The organism is Cupriavidus sp. 05N39, from assembly GCF_056397325.1.
Map to the genome: position 1 here is coordinate 33,723 of NZ_JBFTNE010000001.1, position 18,380 is coordinate 52,102.

General features: G+C 63.8%; 14 protein-coding genes. 6 read left to right on the top strand and 8 right to left on the bottom strand.

Going from position 1 to position 18,380, the window contains the following annotated elements; all coding sequences use genetic code 11:
* Positions 1-1,100 precede the first annotated feature (1,100 nt).
* From AC1DN0_RS00170 to AC1DN0_RS00180, 3 genes are read left to right on the top strand one after another with little or no spacing between them, the layout of a single operon-like run.
* Positions 1,101-1,931 (top strand): ABC transporter substrate-binding protein, encoded by an 831-nt coding sequence (locus AC1DN0_RS00170; protein ID WP_441634381.1) that lies wholly within the window; start codon positions 1,101-1,103, stop codon positions 1,929-1,931.
* A 40-nt stretch (positions 1,932-1,971) separates the two neighbouring features.
* Positions 1,972-2,712, top strand: coding sequence for an amino acid ABC transporter permease (locus AC1DN0_RS00175; RefSeq protein ID WP_441634379.1), 741 nt, complete (start codon positions 1,972-1,974; stop codon positions 2,710-2,712).
* A complete protein-coding gene (locus AC1DN0_RS00180) occupies positions 2,705-3,523 on the top strand; it encodes an amino acid ABC transporter permease (protein WP_477145453.1) in 819 nt (272 codons plus the stop codon). The genes AC1DN0_RS00175 and AC1DN0_RS00180 overlap by 8 nt, the downstream gene beginning before the upstream one ends.
* Here AC1DN0_RS00180 and AC1DN0_RS00185 read toward each other — a convergent pair.
* Positions 3,432-5,102 carry an amidohydrolase gene (locus tag AC1DN0_RS00185; protein WP_441634375.1) on the bottom strand — a complete coding sequence of 557 codons (1,671 nt, stop codon included), beginning with the start codon at positions 5,100-5,102 and terminating at the stop codon, positions 3,432-3,434. The genes AC1DN0_RS00180 and AC1DN0_RS00185 overlap by 92 nt on opposite strands.
* Positions 5,103-5,184: 82 nt before the next feature.
* On the bottom strand, positions 5,185-6,717 hold the full coding sequence (locus tag AC1DN0_RS00190; protein ID WP_441634374.1) for an amino acid permease: 1,533 nt from the start codon (positions 6,715-6,717) through the stop codon (positions 5,185-5,187).
* Between the two features lie 255 nt (positions 6,718-6,972).
* Between AC1DN0_RS00190 and AC1DN0_RS00195 the strand changes: the two genes are divergently transcribed.
* From AC1DN0_RS00195 to AC1DN0_RS00205, 3 genes are all read left to right on the top strand, one after another.
* Positions 6,973-7,863, top strand: coding sequence for a mechanosensitive ion channel family protein (locus tag AC1DN0_RS00195; RefSeq protein ID WP_441634372.1), 891 nt, complete (start codon positions 6,973-6,975; stop codon positions 7,861-7,863).
* 144 nt (positions 7,864-8,007) lie between these two features.
* Complete coding sequence (locus AC1DN0_RS00200) at positions 8,008-9,093, top strand: Zn-dependent alcohol dehydrogenase (RefSeq protein ID WP_441634370.1); 1,086 nt, start codon at positions 8,008-8,010, stop codon at positions 9,091-9,093.
* 955 nt (positions 9,094-10,048) lie between these two features.
* A complete protein-coding gene (locus AC1DN0_RS00205) occupies positions 10,049-10,396 on the top strand; it encodes a hypothetical protein (RefSeq protein ID WP_441634368.1) in 348 nt (115 codons plus the stop codon).
* Between the two features lie 167 nt (positions 10,397-10,563).
* Here the strand turns inward: AC1DN0_RS00205 and AC1DN0_RS00210 are convergent, their stop codons facing one another.
* The 6 genes from AC1DN0_RS00210 to AC1DN0_RS00235 form a co-directional block, all read right to left on the bottom strand.
* On the bottom strand, positions 10,564-11,151 hold the full coding sequence (locus tag AC1DN0_RS00210; RefSeq protein WP_441634366.1) for a DMP19 family protein: 588 nt from the start codon (positions 11,149-11,151) through the stop codon (positions 10,564-10,566).
* Between the two features lie 176 nt (positions 11,152-11,327).
* Positions 11,328-13,421: a filamentous hemagglutinin N-terminal domain-containing protein gene (locus AC1DN0_RS00215; protein WP_477145454.1), complete on the bottom strand. Its 2,094-nt coding sequence runs from the start codon at positions 13,419-13,421 to the stop codon at positions 11,328-11,330.
* A 157-nt stretch (positions 13,422-13,578) separates the two neighbouring features.
* A complete protein-coding gene (locus tag AC1DN0_RS00220) occupies positions 13,579-15,264 on the bottom strand; it encodes a ShlB/FhaC/HecB family hemolysin secretion/activation protein (RefSeq protein ID WP_441634362.1) in 1,686 nt (561 codons plus the stop codon).
* A 427-nt stretch (positions 15,265-15,691) separates the two neighbouring features.
* Positions 15,692-16,057 (bottom strand): hypothetical protein, encoded by a 366-nt coding sequence (locus AC1DN0_RS00225; protein WP_441634360.1) that lies wholly within the window; start codon positions 16,055-16,057, stop codon positions 15,692-15,694.
* An 87-nt stretch (positions 16,058-16,144) separates the two neighbouring features.
* Positions 16,145-17,176, bottom strand: a complete 1,032-nt coding sequence (locus AC1DN0_RS00230) for a fimbrial protein (protein WP_477145455.1) — start codon at positions 17,174-17,176, stop codon at positions 16,145-16,147.
* An 84-nt stretch (positions 17,177-17,260) separates the two neighbouring features.
* Complete coding sequence (locus tag AC1DN0_RS00235; RefSeq protein WP_477145456.1) at positions 17,261-18,373, bottom strand: fimbrial protein; 1,113 nt, start codon at positions 18,371-18,373, stop codon at positions 17,261-17,263.
* Positions 18,374-18,380 lie beyond the last annotated feature (7 nt).

Consider the following 18,380-nt stretch of genomic DNA (forward strand, 5'->3'; position numbering starts at 1 on the left):
GAGAACGCGATCTTATACGCAAAGAGTTTCTCATGATTGTTAACTAATTAAAATAATTGGGTAAATTCAGATTTTTCTTACTATTCCTAGTCATCATTCCTAATTCATAACTCCTGTTCCTATGTGTTACACCGTCTTTCCCGGAGCGTAATAAAATGGCCGCGCCGGTTCTGAGATTTCGAAAAATTACGGTAGATAAATTGTGTATCACAGAGAACAAAAATATTCACATCAAATTAGGACAAGTCCGATTGATCAAGTTTAATCATTGCGGGAAAATGGGGGGCAATTTTTCACATTGTCAATCTTGTTGGGCAATCCGCCCAAGTTAAACCTCAGAAAGCCTTGTAGGCGGCATGTCGATGAAGCTTGTGGCGAGACGGACGTGGCTTAGCGCGATCCGGTCGCCTGCGATGGGTACGTGTTGCAATCAAGTGCAAGGTCTCATTCAGAGCAGCCTTGGCCCAGCGCAAGCCGAGCAGCGCCGCTGACAGGACAGGTTTGAAGGCGGTGATGGCGCAGGAACGGTTGATCCGATGGTTCGGATCAACCGTTCCTGCGCGGCGCCAAGGCAGCAGAGGGCGTGGAGGTAGTCGCTCAGGATTTTGGCACCGAAGTCCTGCTTGGCGGCCATCTGTAAGAGGCCGGACAGGTGTTCGAGTGCCATGCGGTGTTTGAGACGTTTAAACCCTCCTCCAGGTGTCAGCGCCGGTGATAGAGATCGCGAAAGGTGGCAGCCGGATAGCGGTGCATGTCGAGCGGATTGGTGATGAGCACGCGCACCTTACCGGCTGGCGAGATCCGCCGGATCAGCCGGACGGTCTGCGGGGTAGCCGCGGTCGAGCAAGAGCAAGTCGTCGGATCCTCTATTGGCCGCCGCCCTGCTTGCGCAAAAAGCCTGCGCAAGCAGGGCGGCGGCAGCTCAGATCTCCCTGCCTGTCAATAACTTGCGTCGATCAATGGCGGCTTTTGAGGCTTAACTTGGGTGGAGGCCTGCCGATGGGGCTCCCGGGATGGCATAACCATCTGCAAAACCATTCGTTCCCGGCCTGAGTGCCCACCGCTATTGTCTCGCCATCCAACCCTTAGCGAGACTCCCCATGCGTATCCCTTCGCCGCTGTTCAAGGCTGCCTTGACGCTGCTCACCGGCCTCACCGCGCTTGCTTCGAGCCCCGCCATGGCGGACCGCCTCGATGACATCAGGAAGGCCGGCGTGCTCCGCGTGGGCGTGTTCGATGCGAACCCGCCGTTCGGCTTTGTCGAGGCGGGCAGCGCCACGCCGGTGGGCCTCGATGTGGACTACGCCGCCGAGATCGCCAAACGGCTGGGCGTGAAGCCGGAGTTCCGCGCTACCAATCCGGCTAACCGCATTCCGCTGCTGGCTTCGCAGAAGGTGGATATCGTTGCCGCGAACTTCACCATTACGGATGAGCGCCGCCAGCAGATCGGCTTCTCTACCCCGTATTTCGCCAGCGGCCTGCAGTTTATCGCGAAGAAGGGCACGCTCAGGCAGCCGGATGACCTCAGGGCGTGGCGCCTGGGCGTGGATAAGGGCACCACGCAGGAGACCACGCTGCGGCAGAAGTATCCGGACGCGCGCGTGATCGCTTATGACGACTCCCCGCTGGCGCTGACCGCGCTGCGCAGCGGCGCGATCCAGGCATTCGCGCAGGACGGGGCGAAGCTGGGTGCCCTGCTGGCTACGCTGCCGAACAAGGATCAGTTCGAGATTTCTTCGTTCACGCTGACGCGCGAATACATGGGCGTGGGCATTCCCAAGGGCGAGGACCGCCTGACGGCCGAGATCGACCGCATCCTGGCGGACCTGGAGAAGAATGGCACCGCCGCGCGCATCTATGACAAGTGGTTCGGCCCGAAGAGCGCGGCGCCGCTGGCGCGCGATTTCACGATTGGCAGCGCGGTGAAATGAGCGCGTTGCCTCTTGCCGACGGGCAACGCTAGCCGTGGGGATGCAAGCCATCCTGCTGCAGCCGCTGCCTGCCAGGTACGTCGGCTGGATTGCCGCCGGCTTCGGCCTGACGGTAGCGCTGTCTCTCGCGGTGTTCGTGCTCGGCTGCGTGCTTGCCGCATTCTGGCTGGCGCTCGCGCGTAGCCCGCTGGCGCCGCTGCGCGTGGCAGCGCGCGGCGCGGTTGGCTTCCTGCGCCGCACGCCATTGCTGGTGCAGTTGTTCTTCTGGTATTTCGGTGCGGCACAACTGCTCGGCGAGGACGCGATCGGCGTTCTCTACAGCTGGCGGGGCATCCACCTGGGTGGCTTGCACCTGCCCGCGCCTTCGCTCGAAGCGCTCGCCAGCCTGGTTGGCATCGGCCTCTATGCCAGCGCCTTCTATGCGCGTGAGCTGGAGGCGGGGCTGGCCAATGTGCCCGCGGGCCAAAGCGCGGCAGCGCTGGCGCTGGGCTTCACGCCCGCCGCCGCGTTCTGGCGCGTGGTGCTGCCGCAGGCGCTGCGTATTGCCGCGCGCCCGATGGCGGGGCAGTTCTGCCAGACCATCAAGAACACTTCGCTGGCGATGGCGATCGGCTTTGCCGAGATGTCCTACGCCGCGCGGCAGGTGGAGACGGACAGCCTGATGACTTTCCAGGCGTTTGGCCTGGCCACCTTGCTATACATGGCGCTGATTCTGCTGTTGCAGGCGGCCGCGCCGCTGCTGCTGCGGTGGCTGGGATGGACGGAGGCGGCACGTGCCTGATCACGCGATCTCCGGCTGGGCCGTGGTGCTCGGGCAGTTGCCTTACCTGCTCTCGGGCGCCTTTCCGGACGGCCCCTTGGCGGGCGCCGCGCTGACCTTGTGGATGGCGGTGCTGGCCTGCGCCGGTGCCACCGTGCTGGGCATCGGCGTTGCCGTGCTGCTGGACCAGGCGCCAGCGCCGCTGGCGCGCGCGATACGTGCGCTGCTGGCCGGCCTGCGGGCGATCCCCGTGCTGATGCTGATCTTCTGGGCTTACTTCCTGCTGCCGATGCTGGCCGGCGTCCATGTGGGCGAGGTGCAGACCGTGGTGCTGGCGCTCGCACTGATCGGCGCGGCCTACATCGCGCAGGTGATGGAAGCCGGCTTCGCCGCGATCGGGCAGGGCCAGCGCAATGCGGCGCTGGCGCTCGGGATGACGCCGTTGCAGGCGCTGTGGCTGGTGGTGCTGCCGCGCACGCTGCGCGCCATGCTGCCGTCGCTGGGCAATGTCTGGGTGTCGCTGGCCAAGGATACGTCGMTGGCCTATATCGTGGGCGTGGTGGAATTGTCTACCGTGGCGACGCAGGTCAACGGGCGCAGCGTGGGGTATGCGGCGCAGGTGTTTGCCGCGGTGGCGCTGCTTTACTTCTTCATCTGCGTGGGGATTGAAAGCGTGGCGGTGCTGCTGCTTGCCGCCACGCGGAGCCGGCAGCGCCGGCCCCTGTGGCGCTACGTAACGCTTACTGCCTTTCGCCTTGCGCGTACACCCGCTCGCCCGCCACCCACGTCTGCGTCACGCGGGTCTTCCAGATCTCGGCCGGCGCCACCTTGAACAGGTCCTGGTCGACCAGGATGAAGTCGGCCCACTTGCCCGGCTCCAGCGACCCCAGCGTCTTCTCCTGGTGCTCCGCGTAGGCGGCGTCCAGTGTGAAGGCGCGAAAGGCCTGGGTCAGCGTCATGGCCTCTTCCGGATGCCAGCCCTTGATCGGGCGTCCTTCGTGGTCGGTACGCGTCACCGCCGCGTGCAGGCCGTAGAAAGGGTTGGCCGATTCCACCGGGAAGTCCGAGCCGCCGGCGATCACGGTGCCTTGCTTGAGCATGGTCTGCCAGGCGTAGGCGCCCTTGATGCGTTCCTTGCCGATGCGGTCTTCCGCCATGTTCATGTCGCTGGTGGCATGGGTGGGCTGCATCGAGGCGATCAGGTCGAGCTGCTTGAAGCGCGGGATGTCGGGCAGCGCCACCACTTGCGCGTGCTCGATGCGGTTGCGCAGTTCGCGGCCGCCGACTTCCTTGTAGGCGACTTCGATCGCGTCCAGCACCTGGTGGTTGGTGGCGTCGCCGATGGCGTGGACGTTGACTTGGTAGCCGGCCTTGATGGCCATCTTGACGCTGGCCTGCATGGCGGCGTCGCTCATGAACAGCAGGCCGCTGTGCACGTGGTCGTCGGAGTACGGCGCCATCAGCGCGGCGCCTCGGCTGCCCAGCGCGCCATCGCCGTACAGCTTGACCGCGCGCAGGTAGTAGCGGTCGTTGCCGTAGCCGGAGAGCGGGCCCTTGGCGGAGAGCGCCTTGAAGTCGTCGCCGGTGTCGCGGATCATGCCGTAGATGCGCGTGGTCAGCTTGCCCTGGTCGGCGAACTCGCGGTAGATACGGTCTTCCTGCGCGGTCACGCCGGCGTCGCCCGCGCCGGTCAGGCCGAGCGCGTTCATGTGCGCCAGCGCGGCGGCCAGCGCGGCGCGGCGGTCGTCGTCGGAATACGGCGGGATCACGTTGTTGACCAGCGCCATCGCCTTGTCGACCAGCACGCCGGTGGGGTTGCCGCTGGCGTCGCGCTCGATGCGCCCGCCTGCCGGGTCCTTGGTGTCGCGCGTGATGCCGGCGGCCTGCATGGCCTTGGTGTTGAGCCAGGCGGCGTGGCCGTCCACGCGCACCAGGCGCACCGGGCGGTCCGATACGGCGGCGTCCAGCTCAGCCGCCGTGGGGAAGCGGCCCAGCTTCCAGTTGACCTGGTTCCAGCCGTAGCCGAGCAGCCATTTGCGCTGCGGATTCTTGTCGCCGTAGGCGCGGATCATGCCTTGTGCTTCAGCCAGGTCCTTGGTGCCCGACAGCGAGATCTCGGTGGTCTTGAAGCCCAGGCGGAACACGTGGCCGTGGGCGTCGATCAGGCCCGGCAGCAGGGTCTTGCCCTGCCCGTCGATGCGCTTGGCCTGCGGGTATTGCGCGCGCAGCGCGGCGGCGTCGCCGGTGGCCAGCACCTTGCCCTGGTCGAACACCAGGCCGGTGAAGCTGGCGACCTGGTCGTTCTTCAGGGTGTAGCCCTGCACGGACTCGATCAGGGTGGGCGCGGCGTGCGCGGACAGGGCGGTGCCGGCGGCCAGGGCCAGCAGGCTCTTGCGGATCGCGTGTTTCAAATCAACTCTCCTTGTTGTTGTGGTACAGCGCTTTGGTTTTCTTATTTGCTCTCAGGATTGACTGCTTGCTGCGGACTGCTCTTTATTCGCCCGTCGCCGTGGCGGGAAAGGCGGCGCCGCCTGCCTCGCTGCGCGCCGGCGGCAGCGGCGGGAATTTCATGTCGGCATAGCGCACGAAACGCGTCTTGCGCAAGATGCGGTAGCCCAGCCAGATCAGCAGGAAGATGGGGATGCCGACATAGGTGGCGGTCACTGCCACCCAGTCGATCTTGCCGTCCATGAAAGCCTGGTAGTTCTGCCCCAGCGTGACGATCAGGCACAGCGCGAACGCGAAGATCGGGCCGTACGGGAAGAAGGGCGAGCGATAGGGCAGGCGCGACAGGTCCAGGCCCTGCACGACGAAGCCGCGGCGGAAGCGGTAGTGGCTGATGGCAATGCCGAGCCAGGCGATAAAGCCCGTCATGCCCGACAGGTTGAGCAGCCACAGGTAGACCGACTTGCTCTCGAACATCGAGGTCAGGAAGCACAGCGCGCCCACCGCGGTGGTAGCCAGCAGCGCCGCCATCGGCACGCCGTTGCGCGTCAGGCGGGCGAAGAGGCGCGGCGCGCGGCCCTCGGTCGCCAGGTTGTAGAGCATGCGGGTGGAGGCGTACATGCCGGAGTTGCCGGCGGACAGCACCGCCGTCAGGATCACCGCGTTCATCACGCCGGCGGCGAATGCTAGTCCCGCATGGCGGAACACCAGCGTAAACGGGCTTACGCCAACCGTTTCCACATCGCTCTTGAGCAGGCTGGGATCGGTGTAGGGAATCAGGATGCCAATGATCAGGATCGCCAGCACATAGAACAGCAGGATGCGCCAGAACACCTGCCTCACGGCGCGCGGGATGTTCTTGGCGGGATCGGCCGATTCGCCGGCGGCCACGCCGATCAGCTCGGTCCCCTGGAAGGAAAAACCGGCGATCATGGCCACGCCGATCATCGCCGGCAGGCCGCCGACGAAGGGCGCGTCGCCCGCGGTCAGGTTCACCAGTCCCGCCGGCACCCCGCCCGTATCGCCGCGCAGGATGCCGAAGATCATCAGCACGCCAATGACGATAAAGGCGACCACCGTCACCACCTTGACCAGCGCGAACCAGTACTCGGCCTCGCCGAAGCCCCGCACGGAGATGGCGTTGAGCAGGAACATCAATCCGAGAAACAACGCGCTCCACAGCAAGCCGGGCGTGTCGGGGAACCAGTACTGCATCACCAGTTGCGCCGCCGCCAGCTCCACGGCGATGGTCACCGCCCAGTTGTACCAGTAGTTCCAGCCCAGCGCGAAGCCGAATCCTTCATCGACATACAGCGCGCCGTAGGTGGCGAACGAGCCCGACACCGGCATATACGCAGCCAGTTCGCCCAGGCTGGTCATCAGGAAATACACCATGGCCCCGATCAGCACATAGGCCACCAGCGCGCCGCCCGGCCCGGCTTGCGCGATGGTGGCGCCCGAGGCCACGAACAACCCCGTGCCGATCGAGCCGCCGATGGCGATCATGGTGAGATGGCGCGCGCGCAGGGTGCGGCGCAGGGCGGGCGGCGGAGCGTGGGGAGTGGATGGCTGGCGGGTCATAGAGAAGAAAAGGATTGGGGCGCCCGGGCCGGACGCGCCCGCATTCACCGGTGTCGTCCGCATCCGGCCGTGCCCGGCCTGGGCAAACGGGGATACATGGAATACATTCACCGGCCGGTACATTGGGCGGCATCATAAGAGAAAACGCCGCGTGGGGAAAGGCGGCGCGGCGCGTGCGGCCGGTTTTGCGTTCGTTGCACTGCGGCATGGCTAGAATCGAGGGTTTGCATCCTCGCGGTATTCGGACCGAACCTCATGAACCTGCCCTTCAACGACAGCTATCTCCTACACATCGCACTGAGCGCCGGCATCGTGCTGGCCGGCATGCTGGCCGTGAAGTTCATCAACCGCTTCTTCCAGGCCCGCCAGCAAGGGGACAAGGACAATCGCGGCAGCTATCGCACCTGGACCGTGGCCTCGCGCAACGCGGTTGCCGCGGTGGTGTTCCTGCTGCTGCTGGGTATCTGGGTGTCCGAACTCAAGAGCGTGGCGATCTCGCTGACCGCCTTCGCGGTGGCGCTGGTGATCGGTGGCAAGGAACTGGTGATGTGTTTCCTCGGCGCCTTCCTGCGCATGATGGCGCGCCCCTTCCAGCTTGGCGACATCGTGGAAATCGGCCCGCATTCGGGCGAAGTGGTGGACATGGATGCGCTGACCACCACGCTGGTGGAGATCGCCGGCGCGCGCCAGTTCACCGGCTCCACGGTGCAGATTCCCAACAGCATGTTGCTGACCGTGGCCGTGCGCAACCACTCGCAGTCCGGCAAGTACACGCTGGACACGCTGCGCATCCCGCTGCCCGAGAAAAGCGACCCGGACCGTGTCGAGGCCGACCTGATCGCGATCACCGAGCAAGTGTGCGCGCCGTTCCTGGCCGAGGCCCGGCACAGCCTGCAGGAATACGGCGGCTCGCGCTTTCTCGATCTCTCGCAGTTCGAGCCGCGCGTGATGTTCGAAGCCATGGCGGCGGACCGGCTCGATGTGCTGGTGCGGTTCCCGGTGCCGGTGGCCTCGAGGCTGTCGACCGCGCAGCAGATCCTGCGCAAGTACCACCAGCAACGGAACGCGACGCTGGCGTCGGCAATGGTGGCGGCCAGCGCCGAGCCCGCGCCTGCACAGCAGGACAAGGCGGCGCCGCATTCCTGATGCTTAAGCGTTTGGCCAGGGAGGGAACCGTTTTATGGCTTCACTGAACCGCGTTTCGGTTGTATGGTAGCCGTGCCGCCGCCCTTGCCGGGGACGGGAATCGTAGCGAACTGTGTCGAACGATATCGAACAACGAGGAGACCTATGAAAGCCGCTGTCCTGCATCATCCCAAGACCCCGCTTGTGATCGAAGACGTCGCCATCGGCAAGCCGGGGCCGCACGAGGTGCTGCTGCGTACGGCGGCGGTGGGCGTTTGCCATTCGGACCTGCATTTTCTCGACGGCGCCTATCCTTTTCCGATGCCGGTGGTGCTGGGCCATGAAGCCGCCGGGGTGGTGGAGCAGGTGGGCTCGGAAGTGCGCACGGTCAAGCCCGGCGATCATGTGATCACCTGCCTGTCGGCCTATTGCGGCCATTGCGAACACTGCCTGACGGGGCACCTGTCGCTGTGCGTCGAGCCGGACACCAGGCGCCGCGAAGGCGAGGAGCCGCGCCTGCTGGCCAAGGGCGCGCCGATGAACCAGTTCCTGAACCTGTCGGCGTTCGCCGAGCAGATGCTGATCCACGAGCACGCGCTGGTGGCGATCCGCCGCGAGATGCCGCTGGACCGCGCGGCGCTGATCGGCTGCGCCGTGACCACTGGCGTCGGCGCCGTGGTGCACACCGCGCGCGTGAGCCCCGGCGAAACCGTGGCGGTGATCGGCTGCGGCGGCATCGGCCTGGCGACCATCAACGGCGCCGCCATTGCCGGCGCCGGCCGCATCATCGCCATCGACCGCGTGCCCGGCAAGCTGGAGCTGGCCAGAAAATTCGGCGCAACCGATGTGATCAACGCCGCCGACGTGGACGCGGTGGAAGCCGTGCGCGAACTCACGCGCGGCGGCGTGCATCACGCTTTCGAAGCCATCGGCCTGAAGCAGACCGCCGAGCAGGCTTTCTCCATGCTGCGGCGCGGCGGCACCGCCACGGTGATCGGCATGATCGCGCCGGGCGTGAAGATCGAGATCAAGGGCACCGACTTCCTGGCTGAAAAGCGCATCCAGGGCTCGATGATGGGCTCCAACCGCTTCCCGGTGGATATGCCGCGCCTGGTGGATTTCTACCTGTCGGGCAAGCTCAAGCTGGACGAGCTGATCTCGCGCCGCATGCCGCTGGAAAACATCAACGAAGCGTTCGACGAACTGCGCCGGGGTGAACTGGCACGCTCGGTGATCATGTTCGAGCACTGAGCGCCGCAGGCGTGGCCCGGGCGTGCTCCGCCCAGGCCACCGTCGTCCCGTCCGCCACGGCATGCCGGCCGCGCCGCCGCAACGCTCTCCCACATCGCGACCACACACATCACCGCGCTGGTCTGGCCGCTCACCATCAGCCCGGTTGGCGCCGCCACGGCGCGCTGAATATTTTCGCCGAATGCCCCTGCGATTTCGGACTTATCCGATTCCCTGCACGATGAAGTCTCGTTAGACTTCGTCGGTCRGCACGCCCGCGTGTGCCGATCCACCTTTGCATAGTGGGTGACCCCCTCCTGCCCGCGCTCGCACCCCAGGCTGTTCTCCCCTTGACAGCCTGGGCTTTTTTTTGGGGTTTCTCACCAAGCTCCGGGGAAGGCCGCGCGAATCCTCACCGCATGGCAAGGAGACACCATGATGCTCACCGACCGTGGCATCGACCTGCCCGCGATACGCCAGCGACGAAGCGTATCCTCGTCGACGGCACGCATTTTAGTACTCGTCCTATTCTGAACGACCTGCAATTTCGATATCCTGATTGCTTCAGGACACCCTGTCGCCGGCATTTGCACCATTCCGCTGCAGACTATGGCCGTCGTAAGGCCGCGGGATGCAGACGGCAAGCGGCGCAGCGAAAATAGCCTCCATCTTTCAGCCCCAGGGACGATCAAGGTGACATCCGGAGCGAGCAATGCCATCGTGTTGCCCGCCTTGCCGGATCCGGCGGCTAAGGGAAACACCAACCCATGGCATGTCGGCCGCTCGTCGGCGTCGGCGGGGCAACCTCAACATTCCCCTGGCTGCAAAATACGTGAAGACCGAACCGACCATCAAGCCAGCCACGGTTAGCCCGCGCAGCACGATTACGTTCTCGTATCCGTAGCGTCGGCCGGTTTCGGTTCGGTCTGCCCCGCCGCCCCCGCTGACAACGACTTGAAGACATAAGGACTCTCAAATGAAGATGAAGATGAATGCCTCAAGAAAATGGCAATTGTGGCAGCTTGCCTTGAAGGGCAGCGGATACTGCGCGTTGGCCACCGTGTCCCTGGCAAGCCTGCCGCCGCAAAAGCAGGACATTGCCCAGAACATCGCAGCCAGGCTCTTGCCACGCGACCGATACTCCGACGTCAAGGCAGCGCTATTGGTCCATGTCACGCTGGAGTTGGGCGATAAGGTGGGCGATGAGGGCCGCCCGCAAGCCGCCGGCACAGCTGTGGGGCGAGCGCTGCACTACGTTTACGCGCCCTGGAGTCTGCAATTTGCCTATCGCCAGCTCAATCACACCGGCCCGGTACCTTTCTGATCCATCGCCGCGATGTTGATGGGGTGCGAACGCACAAGGTGCAACGAGTGGTGCGCTCATTCATCAGCTCATCGGGTGATAAAGTGCGCGCAAAATAATGGAAAATGCGGGGCGGCAATAGCGCGTATGGCGAACCGGAATGACCGGCCGCTGCCCGGTTATTCACTTCAGTCGCGCGAATACAGTCCATGCCGATGTGCGAACCGCGCACATCGATCGCCAAGCTTATCCGGGTCAGCCCAGAAATCCTTCTCCAGCGCATCAAGTTCCGTTGTGTCGAACGTCTCAAGGTTGGGCAGCAGTTCATTGCGGCGTCTGCGCTCCAGAGGCACAGCCTGTTGCCCAAAGAGCAACTCTTTGGCGCGCAGCAGGAGCGCCGGCGACTGGCTCGCCTCCATCTCCAGGAGGCCATCGAAAGCGCAATCGTAAAGTTCTCCGGCGCTGTTGGAGAAGAACTGATGGAATCCGCCGCCATAAACCTCGCCTATGAGGCAGATCACGGCGAAATATGTTCTCTCACGTGCCACAAGGGACTGAAATCCGCCACCTTCGCCGTGAACACGGCTGACCAGGTCGATCCGGTATTTCCGCTCGGCGCTCTCCTCGTATTGGCGCTCGAGTTGACGGCGCTTCCTGCCGTCGTCAATCTGTTGCCGATAGCCGCCTTTACACGGCATGCACAAGCCGCCGGTTCTCGCTGCGGTGTCTGCAAGAATGAATTCGCTGCAAGCTGTGCAAGGCAGTCGTTCGTTCATGGGAAAGCCTGAAGGTATTGAGTATGTATGCCACGCGGGAATAACCAACCGGCAATGGCGACATAAGGAATCACATAGGAAGGGCTCGCCGCCATTCCAAAGGCGGGCGCCGGGAAGGCGCCCGCCTCGCCTTGGCTCATTCAGGCCGCACAATGCGGCCGGATGTCTTCAGCGCTTCAGTACCAGCCCCTATTCATATTCCAGCCGGTGTACATCGTTTGCCACCAGGGGTTGACTACGGGCGCCTGCACGGCCCAGGTCTGCTGCACGGGCCAGACCTGCTGCATCGGCCAGACCTGCTGCGCCTGCCAGGCCTGCTGCCCGGGCCAGACCTGCACGGGCTTGGCTTGCTGCACGGGCTTGGCCTGCTCTACCGGCTTGGTCGGTGCAACGGGCTTGGCCTGCTCCACCGGCTTGGCCGGTTCAACGGGCTTGGCCTGCTCCACCGGCTTGGCCGGTTCAACGGGCTTGACCTGCTCCACCGGCTTGGTCGGCTCAACGGGCTTGGCCTGCTCCACCGGCTTGGTCGGCTCAACGGGCTTGGCCTGCTCTACCGGCTTGGTCGGCTCAACGGGCTTGGCCTGCTCTACCGGCTTCGCTGGTTCCACGGGCTTGGCCGGCTCCGTGGGCTTGACCTGCGCCACCAGCGGGGCCTGCTCAATGGTCCCGGAGTTGGAATAGATCATCGACTGCACCTTCACCTTGCCTTCCTTGGCGGACAAGCGGTCCACGTTGGCGAACGTGAGGCTGGAGACGYCAACGTTGCCGTGCTCGCTGGACAGCGTGCCTTCGTTCCTGCCGGTCGTTGTATTGACCGAAAGATTCTGGCTCGCGGTGATCTTGCCGGAGTTCGTAAACGTGGTCGCCTTCACCTTGGTGGTGCCGGTCACGCTGGCGAGCGTACCCTTGTTATTGGTGGCTGTGCCATCTACGTTGAGGTTCCCGGTGTTGGAGCGGATCACGCCATCGYTAGTCAGGGTTGCCGCCTTTACCGAAAGGTCCCGCTCCGATTCCATCGTGCCGCCAGCGCCATTGCCCATGGTGGAAGTATCGGCCGACAGCGCGCCGCCGGCCTTGATGGTCTTCGTGTTCTGCAACGTGGCCGTGTTCAGCGTGATGTCACCGTCCGACGAGATGGTCCCGTCATTGGACAACACCGCCGACTTGAACTTGACGCCGGATTTGCCGCTGATTGCGCCGGCATTGTTCACGCTGTTCGAGCGGATATCGGTGGCGCCCGCCGCCAGCAGTTGCGCGCCGGCCCGTACGCTGATCTTGTCCTCGGTGGCCTTCTCGGCTACGACGAAGCCAGGCGCGACTTCGGTGCCGACCGTTTCGCCGCCGGCCTTGTCGTCGCTGACCTTCCCACCGCCCTGATCCGCCGTCGTGATGATCAGGCCGGTCTTCTCGATCTTCAGGTCGCCCGTGAGCGCCTGCACCTTGCCGGCGATGTTCACGCCGGCGCCACCTTCGGTGCTGCGCAGCGAAATGGCGTTCGCGTACATGCCGCCGAGCGCGGCCACGTCGATCGCGTGCACGGGCACGTGATCGGTCCCCTTGGTTTGCTCGGCATCGATACGGTCGCCGTCATAGGCGATATCGTTGCGGCCCGCCACGGCGCGGATCAGGTCCTTGGCACGGACCGCCGCGTCGATCTTCATGGAGCGCGACAGCAGGTCGACCTTGTCCACCGTGCTGGCATCGAACCCCCTGCCGGTGATGGCGATGTCGCCGCCGGCCACCGTGAAGCCGGACACGGAGCCGCCGCTGGTGAGCGTCGGCGTGCCCGTGGTCAGCGTGACGCGGGAGGCGTTCAGCACGCTGCCGCCATCGACGGAGATGCCGTTCGGGTTGGCGACGATCAGCGCGGCGCGCTGCCCGGCAATTTCCGTCGTGCCGTTCAGCATGGTGCGGGAGTTGCCGACCACCTCGTTCAGGATGACGCCGGCGGCGCCATTGGCGAGTGCGGCATTGCCCGCGACATTGCCGCCGATCTGCGTGGCGGCGCCGTTGGCGCTGTTGTTGAGCACCAGGCCATTGGCGCCCACGTTGTAGTTCTGGAACTGGTTGTGCGATACGCCGGCGGCGTTCGGCGCGTTGATCTGCACGAGCGGTACGCCGTTGGACGTCGAGCCGATAGCCGGACCGCCGGGCGCAGCGCTGATCTGCGCGGAAGCGACGGAGGCGTGCAGCGCGGGGGCGGCCAGCAACAGAGCGCGCAGCAGGGTGCTGCAGCGGGGCGCGCGGGTAATCATGGATGTCTTTTTCATCGTTTGGACCATGGTAAGTAAGGAGAGACGGCAGCCACCGGCATACGGAGATCCGTGCCGGGTTCGGTGCAGGCATGCCGGGTCAGGGCTTGGGAGATTCAGTGATGGCTGTGGTTGGCTTCCTCCTTCAGGTTGTGGATCAATTTCAATGCGGGATTCAGAGCGTGATGGATATCTGCACGGCCACGGTCGTCCGGGCGGCCTCGAACCCGGCGGGCTTGGCCACCGGCTTGCCGACCGACACGTCGTAGCCGAGCCTGCCGTATGCGCCCCGGACCCCGAGCGCGGCGCCAACGAGTGTTCGCCCGGCCAGTTCGCGCGTCACGCTGCCGCCCACGGCGCCCGTGTCGGCCGCGATATAGGCTTCCTGCCCGGTGCGCCCGATCGCCACCGCGATTTCATTGCGCAGCACCCATCCGCTTTGCCCCACCAGGGTGCGCGAGCCATCGAAGCCGCGCACGGTATACCGGCTGCCGATCGAAAGCATTTCGGTTGCTGGAATCGCATTCGGCGCGGCCTGCGCATTCACGCTGGCGCGATAGCCCAGGCGCTGCCCGCCGAGAGAGAAGGGCGCGTCGACGCTCGCGTTGGCGCTGAGGATGCTGTAGCGGCCGTTCCATTGCGTTCTTCCGCTCACATAGCCGCTGTTGGCCGACCACGCGGGAATGCTCCCGCGCAGGCCGAGCCCGCCAGTGAACGTCATGCGGCTCAAGCGTTGATAGTGGGAGTAGCTGAGGGTGTAGCCGGTGATGTCGCGCGTCTGCACACCGATCGGCCAATCGCTGAGCCAGACATCGTCCGATCGCCGCGACAGCTTGGCGCGCACCGTGCCCTTCATCGTGCCGGTACGGTAAGCCACGCGGCTGGCGCCCACCTCGAACGTGCGCGTGCGGCCCGTGTAGGGCAGGCCGCCGGCATTCGTGGCCACCGTCTGCAGGAAATCGTACTGGTTCGCGCCCAGCCAGAAGGAGCCATATCCATACGGCACCGTCCATTGCAGGCCCATCGAGCGGGAGCCGACGGCATGGTTGCCGAAGTGCGCGTCATTGTTGTAGGTAGCGATGAGCTGGTCGTACAGTCCCAGGGGTGAATCCACCACCAGTACGCCGCCGAGCTGGTTCTTGCCGGTCGCGTCGATGCCGGAGTTGTCGGCGGTGACGATGGCCCGCCAGCGGCGCACCTCGGGCGCATGGTGAATGGCGAGATCGGTCTGGCCAAATTCCTTGCCGGGCGATAGCTCCATCCGTACCGATGCGTCGCCGGCCACGGTGCGGATGTTCTCCAGTGTCTGGTCGAGATCGCGCAGGTTGAGCACATCGCCTTCGGCCATCGGCATCGCCGCCTGGCGGCGGCCCGGGGCGTCGCCGGTTTCGGCGATGCTGCCGATGCGGCCGGGCACGAGTTCGATCACCAGCGTGCCGGTGCGCACGTCTTGCTGGCCAATCAGCACTTGCGTGGTGAGGTAGCCGCGCTCGATAAGCTGGTAGCGCAGATGGTCGCGCAGGCGCGTGATCCCTTCGGATCCGATGCACACGTCCTGCACCTGCACGGCGCGCACGAGCCATGCGAACGCCTCGGCGTTCTTCCATTCAAGGCGCGAGATGCCGAAGCACGGCGACTCGGCGGGAAAGGCGAGTATCGCGTGCGGGGAAGTCTCGCCACCGGACAGGACGGGCGCCGCGGCCGCGGCGCGTGTGAGCGCCTCGTCGACCTGCTGCGCCTGTCGGCGTGTCGCTTCGCTGGTCTCGGCCGCCGCGTGCGGTGTCAGGGACTGTGCGATGCCGGGAGAGATCTGAAGCAGGAGCAGTGCTGCTGCGCCGCCGATCTTACGGAAGGATGTCATGCTGCCAATGCTGCGCGTCCATGTCTGGAACATGGACGCGGATCTGTTGCGGAAATGCCAGCCGCCGATGCCGAAGCCGCTTGGTGGGCCCGGTGGCAGTCGCTGTGTCTTGTGTGTTGTGTCGCTGCTGTCGTAAGCGAAGCAGGAATATTCTGAGTGTCCTAGGAAGAGAACACAATCGGACAAGTTAGAAAATGCGATGCAATGTAGGACGAAGACGAAGACGAGCATTTCGTCGTCGGCGTCTGGCGGGCAGCTCGATGGGGCCGCCGGGAACGACTCCGCCGATCTGATGAAGCCAGGTTGCAGAGGGCCGGGGCACGGCTGCCGGGACGGCCACGCGCGCGATCGCCACCAGTGGCGTCGCCGGAGCGCCATCTGTCGACCGCTGTCGCAATAAACTGTTGAAGCTGCGCAACCAGACGGATCAAGCGGGCCTGCCAGCCGATCCCTGTGCCACGGACTTTCGATAGCCAACGGGATTGGTGTAGTCGACATGGCGATACTTGGGCACTCGCGAACTCCAGGGCGCGTACAGATAGTGCAACGCGCGGCCGACGGCACTGCGTTCAGCTTCGGGGCGTTCTTCATCTCTTAGCTCCAATGTGACATGGACCAAAAGCGCGGTCTTGAGGGCGGAGTAGCGGTCGCGCGGCACGAGGCTGGCCGCTATGCCTTGCGCCATTGCCTGCATTTGTGGCGGCAGGCTTGCCAGGGACGCGGTAGCCAGCGCGCAGTACCCGCTGCCCTTCGATGCGAGCTGCCACAACTGCCATGTGTTCGACGAATGCATCTGAAAGTCCTTAAGTCGTTGTGAAGTTGTTGCGAACCGGAAATCGGAAATCGGGAGGGCGCGGCAGCGTGCCCGCCTGCCGCGCAATTACTGGTAGCTCATCGTGAACGTGGCGTAGCCTTTTGCCTCTCCGGGTGTCACAGTAGAGGCGGTCTGGATGTAGCGCGCCTTGAACGGGATCGTCACCGGGACATTGCCGAACTGCCCGATGAACCACTGGTTCGGATTGTTGCTCTGTGAGGAGTCGGGGCCATAACTGACCAGGCTGTTATCGGTGCCGCGCAGCACCTGAATGCCGACGCCAGTTGCTTTGGAGTCACGCGACAGGGACAGCAGGTTGCTTCGGTTCGACCAGTTGGTGCCGTCCGTCATCGTGAAATACATCCGCGTGGACGTTCCTTGAGTCCCCCCTGAGCACTGCAGCCGAATCTCGAACGGCTGCGCGTCGGTGGTCGTGCCAACGCCCTTGAACGCGCGGATCGGAATCTGGCCGAGCGGCACCGAGATGGACGGCGTCATCACCCTGCATGCGGGGATTTGCGGCCTGATGGGGAGCGAACCGTTGATGAAGACACGCCGGACGACGAAGCCGTGATCGGCCGCGGTAGTCGTGCCGATTTCCCCCGACATTGACCCGGCCACCGTGATCGGGCCGGTCTTGACCAGTTCCACCTTGAACTCCCCGCCTCCCACGAACGTGCTCGCGTTCTTTGGGAAATAGGGCTGTTGCGGCCACCATCCGGGCCATCCTCCTTGGATGCGCACACCGACACCGGGAATACCGGTGGCATAAGTATTAAAGGCCCCTGGAGCCCCTTTTCCCTCGTATTTGACCGTGCCAATCAGGGATGTACAGTTAAGGTCGCCACTGGGCCCGGTTGCCRTCCCCTCTTCGGAAAAAAGAACCGTCCCGTCTGGAACCGTGGGGTCAAACGAGGAGGGCGACCAGGCGGGGAGCCTGACCTCGAGATACTCGACAGGTCCGGCCCTGGTGACGAGCGTGCAGCTCGCCAGTGCCTCCGAAACAGGAAGGGCAAACGCTGCGGTGCAGCCAATTCCAAGTATTGCCCGGCGACACCGCACGGCGCTCTTCTGAACAACGCGTTGCTGTCGTGGCATCTTGATTCTCCTTATGACGTTTTGCTAACGGCCAGCCGGGAGGGCGGCCGGGCATGGCATGAAGTGCGAGGCAATCGGCTGGCGCTACTGGTACGAGAACGTAATCGTGCTGAGCGCACTCACGGTACCCGGCTTGATCGTCTCTTCCGTCTTGATATAGCGCGCTTCGAAGGGCACCTTGATGACACTAGCGGATGTCCCGGATTTACCGACCAGCCACTGATTGGTATTGCCTTTGGCCGATGAATCCGGCCCAAAATTCAATGGACTGGTCGTGCCTTGCTTCATGATTTGAATACCCAAGCCAGATGCCGTCGAATTCTTTGCAAGGCTAAGGACATTGCCGGTATTCGCGGGATTGGTCGCATCCGTCAACGTTGCATAGACACTGAGGTTCGCATCGCATTGGAGTCCCAACGAAAACGGCGTCGATTTGGCGGCAGAGACATCGCCTACCGCTTTCAGGCTATACGTCACCAACTGCGGCATAACGACCGTGTTGGTCGCGMCGGACGTGATCTTGCATGTTCTTGCCGTAACGGCAATGCTCAATGCGGCCATACTTGCCGCCGGCGTATTCGATACGACAGCTCCACCCAGCATGGCGCTGATGGTCAGGATGTTTTTAGCCGGGACACTATAGGTTCCCGTTTCGATAGCACCAGTTACGACGAGAGTCACCCGGTGGTAGTAACCCCAAGCGCCAGAGCCGGGGGGGCCGGGTGGAAGTACAGTTGGCCCAGATCCAATAGGGTCATAAGGCGTGTTGGCATTTTTCGTTTCCAGTGCATAACCTATTCCGGGAATTCCGGTTTCAAATACAGCAGCGCTGCCCCTCTCGCCTTTAAACGTCGCACCCGGAACCACTTTCCCGAGCGGCGTTACGATGATTTCATCGAAATTGCAATCGCTGGTTCTGCTGACACTGTGACCGGCGTATCCGGCAGTCGATGACGGAAACTGAATCCCCGAGGCTACCGAATCTCGAACAGTGCTGAGCGAGGGCGGAAGTTTTGCCTGTGCCTGACTGGTCGGTGTAGAGATCCAACAATCAGCAAACGCTGATTCAGAAAAAAACATGACGCCCAGGATTAGAGCGCGCGAAGTCATTTTAAATAGCATAATAAATCCCTTTGCCAGATGCGCGGTGGATCCACCAAAGTATTCCAATGCCAGCCGAACATCGGAATACGTCATCGGGTGC

Bases quoted from the DNA above. Each gene is read 5' to 3' on its own strand.
- AC1DN0_RS00170 (WP_441634381.1), top strand. From the start codon at position 1,101: ATGCGTATCCCTTCGCCGCTGTTCAAGGCTGCCTTGACGCTGCTCACC.
- AC1DN0_RS00175 (WP_441634379.1), top strand. From the start codon at position 1,972: ATGCAAGCCATCCTGCTGCAGCCGCTGCCTGCCAGGTACGTCGGCTGG.
- AC1DN0_RS00190 (WP_441634374.1), bottom strand. From the start codon at position 6,717: ATGACCCGCCAGCCATCCACTCCCCACGCTCCGCCGCCCGCCCTGCGC.
- AC1DN0_RS00195 (WP_441634372.1), top strand. From the start codon at position 6,973: ATGAACCTGCCCTTCAACGACAGCTATCTCCTACACATCGCACTGAGC.
- AC1DN0_RS00200 (WP_441634370.1), top strand. From the start codon at position 8,008: ATGAAAGCCGCTGTCCTGCATCATCCCAAGACCCCGCTTGTGATCGAA.
- AC1DN0_RS00205 (WP_441634368.1), top strand. From the start codon at position 10,049: ATGAAGATGAAGATGAATGCCTCAAGAAAATGGCAATTGTGGCAGCTT.
- AC1DN0_RS00210 (WP_441634366.1), bottom strand. From the start codon at position 11,151: ATGAACGAACGACTGCCTTGCACAGCTTGCAGCGAATTCATTCTTGCA.
- AC1DN0_RS00220 (WP_441634362.1), bottom strand. From the start codon at position 15,264: ATGACATCCTTCCGTAAGATCGGCGGCGCAGCAGCACTGCTCCTGCTT.
- AC1DN0_RS00225 (WP_441634360.1), bottom strand. From the start codon at position 16,057: ATGCATTCGTCGAACACATGGCAGTTGTGGCAGCTCGCATCGAAGGGC.